Below are 9,067 nucleotides of genomic sequence, written 5' to 3' on the forward strand. Positions count from 1 at the left end.
CTATAGCCCATCTGCGCGGTACGCGACCGATGGCCGAACGAACGCAGGTCGTTCACGCCGTACCAGCGATGGCTACGCAATTCCTCGGGGGTCTTCTTCTTGATGCTCACGTCGCACTGCTCCGGAAAATTCGGCTTTTTCCCGCACTAGATTTCAAGTTTGCCTTGCGCTGGGTTCGCGCTGATTTCGCGCTTCAGGCCTGCGCGGACAGTTCGCGTTCGAATGCGAGCAGTGCGTGCGCGGCCGCGGCAATCTCCGCGTGATGCTGCTTCGCGGGGCTGCTCAACAGCGGCAGGATCGTGCCCATGTCCGCGAGTCCGGTCATCGTCACCGCGTCGTGCAGCACACAGATCAGCGAAAGCTGGTCGCGCAGCGTCTCGAGCGGCATGCACGCGTCGTAAATGCGCTGTGCTTGCGCCGCGCGCGACGGATCGCGCGCCGCCTGCAGCAGCGTGCTGACCGCGCGCGGTGCGATGCAGCCGGAGCCGGTCGTCCACGCGGCGAGACCGAAGTCGCGCACATGCGTGAGCGCGGGCCGCTCGCCCATGCCCGACACCACGCGTGCCGGATTCACGCTTTGCAACAGGCGCCGCAGATACGGATCGTCAGCCGGGTTCTCGCGCACGATCGCGTACTTCACCGCGATCAGCGTGCCGCGATCGACCAGTCGCGCGAGCGTGTCGACGTCGACGTAGTTTTCATTCTTGACGTACAGCGTCAGCGGAATGCCCGCGGTATCGACGATGCGCGTCAGACCCGCTTCGACGCCTGCGGACGTCGTGAAGCCGGCAAGCGGCAACACCATCGCAGTGCGGTAGTTCGTCTGCGCGAGGATGCGCGCCTGGTCGAGCATCTTGCCGAAGTCCGGACCGACGGCCGGAATCACGCGTGTGGTTGGCGCGGTATGTTCGGCAAGCATGTCAAGCAACGCGCGGTATTCGCTGATCGCAACGTGATAGAAGTTCGCGTTGCCGCCGTACAGCAGCGTACGCATGCCGCCGGCTTCGATATGGCGGATCAACCGCTGGTTCTGCGCGACGTCGAGCGACAGATCTTCATGGCGCGCAAGCGGCGGCACCGCCATCACAGTCGACGCGAATTCGCTTTCGGTAATCGGGGATACGTTCATGGAGTCTCGTAAGCGGATGGATTCGTCTGGCGAGCGGAACGATATCACCGGCAATTTGATGTTGTCAAACAACATCAATACAGGTCATGCACGGGGAAAATACTGATCTATTTGGCTTGACAACCCTGCAGCGCGCGGCAGAACGCAAAAACGGCCCGTCGAGAAAGGGCCGTTGATGGAAAACGCGATTGACATGCGATTGGCACGTCGATGTGCACGCCAGAAGAACTGTTTTTTCGATGCGCGCGCAACCGCCAGATGGAACCCGAAGTCGTCCTTTGCGCCGATGCCCTCGGTCTGAATCACGCGGCCAGTGCATGCTCGGTGGGCAGCCGGTCTCCTTCGCGATACTCGCCCTCGATAATCCGATTCAGGATATCGAGGGCCAAGTTGTGCCGCTCTGGCTAAGTTGTCAGGCAAAATCTACTTAATACCAAACTGATTGGCAAGTGGGGACAACTGATGCGACGTGCGTTTGTGGAAGGCCCGTGAGGCCGGCTCACGCCGACTGTCGGAACACGGGTGTCGCGCGCGCCATCGGGACAGCCGGAGGCTATCTGTTCGACATCCCGTTTCCGGAACTCGAACCGCCGAATGGCGAGTTATTGAATAGCGAGCCGTTCGGCGACGACCCGCCCGGCGAATTGCCGCCGAATGACGACCCGAATGACGAACCTGATGACGAACCAAACGGCGAACCCGGCTGGGACCCCGACGAGGAACCGAACGGCGAACCCGGCGGCGAACCCGACGAAGACCCAAACGACGAACCCAAAGGACTGCCATTCGACTGCATGCCATCGGACGAAAAATTACCGCCGCCGCTCGCACTACCCGACAGATCGCCGCTATTCACTGTGCCGTCCGGCGGCCTCTGCCCTTGCGTCAGCGCGGGCACCCGGGCGAAGAACACCCAGTCCGTATAGCTCTTTCTGCGATCGAAGCCCTGAAAGACCGACGGAAAGTGCGTGATCTGAATCGGCCGCCCAGTCGACGCGCTATGAAGCCCGACGATGGTCTGGCCATCCGGCGATTTGACGATCACCCAGTCCGCCTTGCCGGTCATCGGGTCCGCATAGACCTTGCGCAGATGGCGCACCACATTCGGATAGCGCGGGTCGCGCAGCAGATCTTCAAGCGTGCGAGGCTGAGTCGGTTGACCGGTCGGCGTAGCCGCCGCGAAGCTCTGCAACGCACGCTGAAATTCCGCCCCGACGAACAGCAGCTCTTTCTCCGCCTGGCGCCGCTGATAAATCGCGCCGAGTTCCGCTGACGCAGCCGCCGCCACGCCGATAATCGCGACCATGATAAGCAGCCCAAGAAACGTGTAGCCGCTTTGCGCACGGCGCCCCGGCCGCCGGATACGAACCTGCCGCTGTCTCACATTGCACCGTATGGCTTGCCGTCGGCATCCGTGCCTTCGGCGCCGCTCTTCAGGTCATAGACATTGCCGGGGAACTGCTCCTCCGGCGCGACGATCTGCCAGGTATTCGCGCTATCGGCGACCGGATCGAACGGCAACGTGCGCAAATAGCGCTTGTCGACGAGTTCCTGCAGCGAATCCGGATACCGGCCGGTGTCGCCGTAGAACTGATCGATCGCAATGCGCGTGATATGCAGGTTCTGCGCGAGCACCTTCTCTTTCGACGTGTTGATCGAATGAAAATATTCGGGCATCGCAATGGTCATCAACAGCGCGACGATCGCGAGCACAATCAGCAGCTCGATCAGCGTGAAGCCGTGGATTCGCTTGCGCCGCCGTTGCATCGTGTTCACCATTTTCGATAAGGAATACCGTTTATCCCGATGCCGTTTGACATCGAGTACACGTCGTACACGTCGTCGCCTTCTTCGGCATCTTCCGCTTCGCTTGCGTAGGCACGCTTGCCCCAGGTCGCAGAGTCGCTGACTTCCGGATTGTTGTTCATCGGATCGCGCGGAATGCGCCGCAGAAAGTACATCTTGTGGTTCTTCGGGTCTTTCTGGTCCGGCACGCCTTGCACGAGCAGATCGAGTGCCGGCGGATAGTCCGTTGCGCCGGCCTCCTTCGCGATGCGTCCGTCCTTGCTCGCGGTGTTGTACGCGTCGATGCCCGCGCGTATTTCATGCAGCGCCGCGCGCAGTTCGGTTTCGCGTTCGCGCTGGCGCATCACCTGCGCGACCGGCACGGTCATGCTCGCGAGGATGCCGAGAATCGCGAGCGTGACGAGCAATTCGATCAACGTAAAGCCGCGCGCGCGGCCGCGGCGCGTACGGCGCACACCGGATACACGACGTAATCCGGACGCGATGAAGTGCGGCGCGCGGCGGCTGTGCGTCATCGAGGGTTCACCGTCAGGTTGTACGGCAGCGCCGGCAACGGCGTGACCGGCACGCCGGTCACGCCGAGCATCGAGCCGGGCTGAACCGACACCGCGGTTTGCGACGTTGGCGCCAGCGCCTTGAAGGTCAGCACCGCATAAGTGGCCTGCGCCGACGCGCCCGAGCCACCCGACACTGAGTTCGAAATGCTCACCTGACCGCCGTTCTGTCCGACCCGGCTCGAAAAGCTGGTCTGCGCGCCGGCCTGCTTCATGAAGTCGCCTTCGGTCACACCGCTGAACTGCAGTTTGGTGTTGTCGAATGTGATGCTCGACGGCACGCTCATCACCGGCTGGTCCGACTGCATCATCAGCGCGACCGTCACCGAGTCCCCGACCTTCACTTGCGGCGGCCCCTGGATCGACATCTGCGCGGTGCCGCCTGTGCCTGGCGCGCCGGCGACGGTTCCCGGATCGGCAAAACCGCCGCCGCCGAACCCGCCGACCATCCCACTACCCGAATTGCCGTAGCTGCCCGGATAGTTCGAGCCGAGTCCGTTGCTGCCCGAGCCGTTCATGCTGTTGTTACTCCCCATGCCGGACGACGGCGCCGACGTCGAAGCGGACAAATTGCCGGCCGCCGGCAGCGTCGGCGCCGGCGCGGTGCTGATGCCGTTCGATTGCACGAGGCTGGTCGAGTTGGTCTCCGTGCCTGCGTTGAAGTACGCGGACGCCGCGTCCGGACGCTGGATATTGCGGATCAGGTGCGGCGTGATCGCCAGCACGATTTCCGTGTTGTCGTCTTCGTCTTTGGTCGCGCCGAACAGCCGGCCGAGCACCGGCAACTGGCCGAAGCCCGGAATCTTGTCGCCGGAGGTACGCTCCTGGCTGTCGATCAGGCCCGCCAGGATGTCGGTCTCGCCATTTTTCAGCTGCAGCACCGTACTCGCCGTGCGCGTGCCGATCTGATACGCGGTCGTGCCGGACGAACCGGTAATCGTGTTGAGCAGGCTGCTCACCTCAAGCGCGACCTTGATGCCAATCGAGTTGTCGAGATAGATCGCCGGTTCGACGTTCAGCGTCAGGCCGACGTCGATATAGTTGACCGACTGCGACACGAAGCCGGTCGACGTCGCGGTCGATGTGATGTTCGGCACGCGCTCGCCGATCAGGATTTTCGCCTTCTCGTGGTTACGCACGCGGATGCGCGGGTTGGTCAGCAGCTTCGCGTTCGAAACGTTCAGATTCGCGTTGACCGTCGCCTGCACCTGCGACACGCCGACCGTCTTCGACGTCTGGTGGAACAGGTCGTTGAGCGACAGTGACGGCGAGCTGCCTCCGCCCGATGACGAGCCGCCGAACGAGCCGTTGTTGAACGGGTTGCCAAACCCACTGTTAGAGTTGTTCTGGCCATTGGGCGTCGCGATCACGCTGCCCGGCGGCAGCGGTGTCAACGTGACCGAGCCAGGCCACTGGATACCGAGATTTTCCGTGCTATTGCGCTGCACTTCGATCACTTCGACTTCGAGCATCACCTCGGGTTCCGGCACATCTTCAAGCGTGACGAGCCGTTCGGCCATACGGATCACATCGGGCGTGTCGCGCACGATCACCATGTTCAGCTTCTCGTCGATCACGATGTCATGCGCCTTCAGGATCGTCTTCAGCGTATTGGCGACCGTCTTCGCGTCGCTATTCGACAGGAAGAACGTGCGCACCGCGAGTTCCTGATAGTCCTTCAGTTTCGCCGGCGTGTTCGGATAGATCAGCACCGTGTTCTCGTCGAGCACCTGCTGCGCGAGCTGATTGGTCGCGAGCACGTAGCGCACCGCGCCTTCGATCGTGCTGTTGCGCAGGAAAATCGATGTGCGCTGATCGGTGCGCACATCCTTGTCGAACAGGAAGTTCATGTTCGCGCTGCGCGAGATCACGTCGAATACCTGCCTGATCGTCGCATCCTTGAAGTCGATATGAATCGGCCTGCGGTAGGCGGCGGCCAGCGCCGCCTCGACACGCGTCGCGCCCGAGTCGAGTGTGATCCGACGTTGCAGCGCGAGTGCGCGCGGATTGTCGGGTGCCTCGGTCGTGACCTGTGACAGCACGCGGCGCGCGCCGTCCGCATCGTGCTTGCCGAACATCTGCTCGGCCTGCGTGAGCATTGCATCGAGCCGCACCGCCTGATCGAGCGCGACGAGTCCGGCATGCGCGCGCTCGTTCGATGGATCGATCGTCAGCGCGTGCTGATACGACTTGCGGGCTGCATCGCGTGCACCCTTTGCGGCAAGCCGGTCGCCCTGCTCGTTGTCGTGCATCACCGTGGTCTCGCGCAGCGCAAGCCAGGCCGAACGATACTGAGCGTCGCGCGGGTCCGCATTCATCGCTTCCTGCAGTTTCGCGAGCCCTTCGTCGATTTTGCCTTGCGCGACAAAGTCTTCACCCGCGCGATAGGCCTTTTGCGCCGCGCAGCCGGCGAGCAGCACCGGCACCGCGACCACACAGGCGAGCTGCGAGAGGGTTCGTCGAGGCCGTCTCCTTGGGCGCCGAGTTTCGCCGCCTGGACCCCGTAGTCTGTTCTGTTTTATGAATCGCATGACAACCACTGAATTCCCTTGAATGCTGCTTCCCGAGTCCATCTCAATCGGCGCCGCCGATATCGATGGTCTGAACTGTCTTGAGCGGTACGTAGATCAGCGTCATGGTCGGCGGTTTGATCGCTTCGACACGGTAATTCGCGTCGATCACCGACTGGTCGCGCACGATCACGGTCTCGTCGCCACGTGACAGGTACACCTCCCACGTGCCGTCGGCCGCCTTCTTGCCGATATAGGTGAATGGCATGCTCGGCGCGACCGGGATCGGCGGCAGCGGCGGAACTTCCGCGCCCACGGGGGCGACCGACGGCAGCGCCGGCATCCACGAGCGGCTGCCGAACAGCGTGTGTTGTCCGTTGCCCGGGGTGCCAAACATTTCGTTGCGCGAACGCAGCGCACCAATGCTGACCATCGACGCACCCTCCGCGCTGGCCGCCGGCGTAGCGTCGGTCTCCACGTTCGCGCTGGCCCTCCCCGCGCGCGGCGCGGCTTCGACCACCGGGTCCGACGAACCGTGATCGCCGAACACAAGCAGCCCGCCGCAAACGACAAACGCAATCGCGAGCACTGCGTGTAGGGGCTTCATTTGTGGACCTCGCCAGCCGCGACGAGTGTCGCGCTTTTGCCTTGCTGCGCCGGACGCAGGAACACCGTGAAACGCAGGCTCGCTTCGACAGTCTGGTCGTTCGCGGAACCGCGCTTGAAGCGCATGTCGTCGAGCGCCGCGTACGGCACGGTTGTCAGCACCTTTTCGCAGAAGCTTCGGAGCTTCGCGTAGTCGCCTTTGACGGGCAGCACGATCGTATAGGTCTCGAAGCGTCCGGCCGGATCGCGCGCGGGCTTGTACTCGGTCTTGTCGAGCACGACACCGGTGTCGCTTGCCGCGCCGAACAGATGCGTCACGATCTGCTCGGTGTGCCCGGCATCGCCGAGCGCCGCGTAAAACGCAGCGAGCCGCTCGGCGGCCATCGCCTGCGGCGACAGCACCGGCGCGGGCGGCGGCGCGGAACGCGCGCGTACGACCGCGCGTGCCTCGTCGGCGATGCGGGTGGTCAGACCCGGCAACAGCGCGAACCACATCGCCGCGGCCGCCAGCACCAGCACGCCGGCGATCAGCACGTCGAGGCTCGCACGGCGCAACGCGAGTTGTGCCCGCAGCAGCGAACGGATTAGTTGCGGTGGCAAGTTCACGATGTGCTCCTGCGCCACTGAGCTTCGATCTGGAAGCGGATCACACCGTCCGTGTGGTCCTTCGCGAGCTCATGCCGGACGAGGTCGACGCGCTCGAACAGCGGTTGTTGTTCGAGCGACTTCAGATAGCCGATCATCTCGTCGCTGTTCGCGCCCTCGGCTTCGATGCGCAGCAGCGCGCGGCTCGGATCGGGCGTGATCGAAAGCAGTGCGACCTTCGCCGGCGTCGCGGCTTCGACTGCGTCGAGGATGTCGTCCCACGGCAGGTTCAGGCGCGCGACTGCGGCATTGACCGCGGCGCCCTGCTTTGCGTCGATCGGCCGGCTCGCGACAGTCGCGCGCGACCGCGCGGCCTGCGCGGCGTGTGATGCGATGCTGGCCTGCTCGTCCTGCAGCCTGTCGAGCCGGCCGAACAGTTTGTGCGCGCGCATTCCGGCGACGACGCACAGAATCAATGCGGCCAGTGCGACGCAGCGCACGAGCGTATGCGTGCGGTGTAACTGGCGACGAGCGCTCAGCGGCGCGAGATCGATATGCAGACGTTTCATCGCGCGATCCCGCTCCATGCGAGCTGTGCGGCCGGCGACACGGTTGTGCCATGCGATGCGGTGAAAACCGCAAGCGCGGGCGAGCATGCGCGCACCGCGATGCCGGTTTCTGGTGTGGCATTGTCTTTGTTTGCGCCGGTGTTTGCCACGCAACTTGCTGGGCTGCTTACCGTGCTGTTTATCGGGCTGTTTGCCGCGCTATCTTCCCCGCTGTTCGTCGCGTCGAGTGCGTTTTTGCGCGCGCCGCCGTTCGCGCGTCTATCCGCGGCTTTATCCAATGCGGTGTTTTCTAATTGCCAGCTATCAGGCAACTGCCCATGTACATGCAGCACTTTCGGCGCCGGCACGTTATCGAGCAGTGCGGTGCGCGCAAGTTGCTCGCGCAACCATGCGAGCGGTGGCGTCGGGTCGACGAGCGTCAGCGTACGTACGGCGGCAAGGCGCGCGCGTCGCGCACTGCCGTCGAGCACACCGACCGTCAGTGCGCCGGCATGCAGCGTCGCGAGCCACGCATCGCTTTTGACGCGACGGTGCCAGCGGTTCCACGCGCCGACGAAATCCGGCACCGACGACACGACGCAACTACGGCGCGCCCGTGCCGCGATCTGCAGCGCGACATGCAAGCGCAGCGGCACTGCACATGCGAGGAATGGCGTGCTCGCCTGCCAGTCCGCGACCAGTCGCCAAGCGGCCGCAGATTCACCATAAAGCGTCTGGAAACGCACTTCGGCGGCTGTGCGCAGATCCTGGAAACGGGCGCCATTAGCGGGCGGCGTCACGATGAAATAGCGCACGAGGTCGTCGCCGAACGTCGCGTGGATTGGCAGTCCACCGCCACCCGCTTGATCGATTGCGTCGCCGATCAGCGCGGCCAGTTCATCCGGCGCCGCGTTGGGCCCGGCGTCCGTCAGCGCGCGTTCGATGCACAGCGGCAACGGTTTGGCCGACGCCGCAGCACCCGAATCAACCTGCAGTCCATCAGTCGCACCGTCAGCGATGCGCCGCGCTTCGCTGCGCGAACCGTCGCTGCGCAGCACCGCAACGACGTCACGCGACAAGCCGAGCCGGCACTGCCCGCGCTGCAACTGCGGCAAGACGCGCGGCAAAACCTGAGGCAATAGCCGCGGCAACCCGCGGGGCGCGAACCGCAACGCGGCGCGCAGCGACATGCCACTTCTACGCATCGTTCCGTCACGCATTGAGGGTCACCCGTTTCACTTCGGCCAGCGTCGTCTCGCCACGTTTCACCTGCGCCAGTGCCACTTCGCGCAGATGACGCGTGCCGTTACGGCGCGCCTTGTCCTTCAC

The 9,067-nt window shown here is 63.9% G+C and carries 9 protein-coding genes; all 9 read right to left on the reverse strand.

What is annotated here, in order from left to right; genetic code table 11:
• Positions 1-193 precede the first annotated feature (193 nt).
• The 9 genes from BX592_RS33125 to BX592_RS33170 all read right to left on the reverse strand — a co-directional run bounded on the left by BX592_RS33125 (position 194) and on the right by BX592_RS33170 (position 8,958).
• A complete protein-coding gene (locus tag BX592_RS33125) occupies positions 194-1,129 on the reverse strand; it encodes a dihydrodipicolinate synthase family protein (RefSeq protein ID WP_134197561.1) in 936 nt (311 codons plus the stop codon).
• A gap of 553 nt (positions 1,130-1,682) precedes the next feature.
• Positions 1,683-2,435: a hypothetical protein gene (locus tag BX592_RS34260; protein WP_208328020.1), complete on the reverse strand. Its 753-nt coding sequence runs from the start codon at positions 2,433-2,435 to the stop codon at positions 1,683-1,685.
• A 74-nt stretch (positions 2,436-2,509) separates the two neighbouring features.
• Positions 2,510-2,896, reverse strand: coding sequence for a type II secretion system protein (locus BX592_RS33140; RefSeq protein ID WP_243849837.1), 387 nt, complete (start codon positions 2,894-2,896; stop codon positions 2,510-2,512).
• Positions 2,897-2,901: 5 nt separating this feature from the next.
• A complete protein-coding gene (locus BX592_RS33145; protein ID WP_134197563.1) occupies positions 2,902-3,450 on the reverse strand; it encodes a type II secretion system protein in 549 nt (182 codons plus the stop codon).
• Positions 3,447-5,924, reverse strand: coding sequence for a cohesin domain-containing protein (locus tag BX592_RS33150; protein WP_243849839.1), 2,478 nt, complete (start codon positions 5,922-5,924; stop codon positions 3,447-3,449). The genes BX592_RS33145 and BX592_RS33150 overlap by 4 nt, the downstream gene beginning before the upstream one ends.
• A 139-nt stretch (positions 5,925-6,063) precedes the next feature.
• Entirely contained in the window at positions 6,064-6,606 is a 543-nt protein-coding gene (locus BX592_RS33155) for a hypothetical protein (protein ID WP_134197565.1), read from the reverse strand.
• On the reverse strand, positions 6,603-7,211 hold the full coding sequence (locus BX592_RS33160; protein ID WP_243849841.1) for a hypothetical protein: 609 nt from the start codon (positions 7,209-7,211) through the stop codon (positions 6,603-6,605). The genes BX592_RS33155 and BX592_RS33160 overlap by 4 nt, the downstream gene beginning before the upstream one ends.
• Positions 7,208-7,759 (reverse strand): PilN domain-containing protein, encoded by a 552-nt coding sequence (locus BX592_RS33165; RefSeq protein WP_134197566.1) that lies wholly within the window; start codon positions 7,757-7,759, stop codon positions 7,208-7,210. Before BX592_RS33165 ends, BX592_RS33160 begins: the two co-directional genes overlap by 4 nt.
• The gene (locus BX592_RS33170; protein ID WP_208328021.1) at positions 7,756-8,958 is read right to left on the reverse strand and encodes a hypothetical protein; all 1,203 of its coding nucleotides are present in this window, start codon (positions 8,956-8,958) and stop codon (positions 7,756-7,758) included. The genes BX592_RS33165 and BX592_RS33170 overlap by 4 nt, the downstream gene beginning before the upstream one ends.
• Between the last annotated feature and the right edge of the window lie 109 nt (positions 8,959-9,067).

Source organism: Paraburkholderia rhizosphaerae (genome assembly GCF_004366595.1).
Classification (GTDB): Bacteria; Pseudomonadota; Gammaproteobacteria; order Burkholderiales; family Burkholderiaceae; genus Paraburkholderia; species Paraburkholderia rhizosphaerae.

Bases quoted from the DNA above. Each gene is read 5' to 3' on its own strand.
- BX592_RS33170 (WP_208328021.1), bottom strand. From the start codon at position 8,958: ATGCGTGACGGAACGATGCGTAGAAGTGGCATGTCGCTGCGCGCCGCG.
- BX592_RS33165 (WP_134197566.1), bottom strand. From the start codon at position 7,759: ATGAAACGTCTGCATATCGATCTCGCGCCGCTGAGCGCTCGTCGCCAG.
- BX592_RS33140 (WP_243849837.1), bottom strand. From the start codon at position 2,896: ATGCAACGGCGGCGCAAGCGAATCCACGGCTTCACGCTGATCGAGCTG.
- BX592_RS33125 (WP_134197561.1), bottom strand. From the start codon at position 1,129: ATGAACGTATCCCCGATTACCGAAAGCGAATTCGCGTCGACTGTGATG.
- BX592_RS34260 (WP_208328020.1), bottom strand. From the start codon at position 2,435: ATGGTCGCGATTATCGGCGTGGCGGCGGCTGCGTCAGCGGAACTCGGC.
- BX592_RS33145 (WP_134197563.1), bottom strand. From the start codon at position 3,450: ATGACGCACAGCCGCCGCGCGCCGCACTTCATCGCGTCCGGATTACGT.
- BX592_RS33155 (WP_134197565.1), bottom strand. From the start codon at position 6,606: ATGAAGCCCCTACACGCAGTGCTCGCGATTGCGTTTGTCGTTTGCGGC.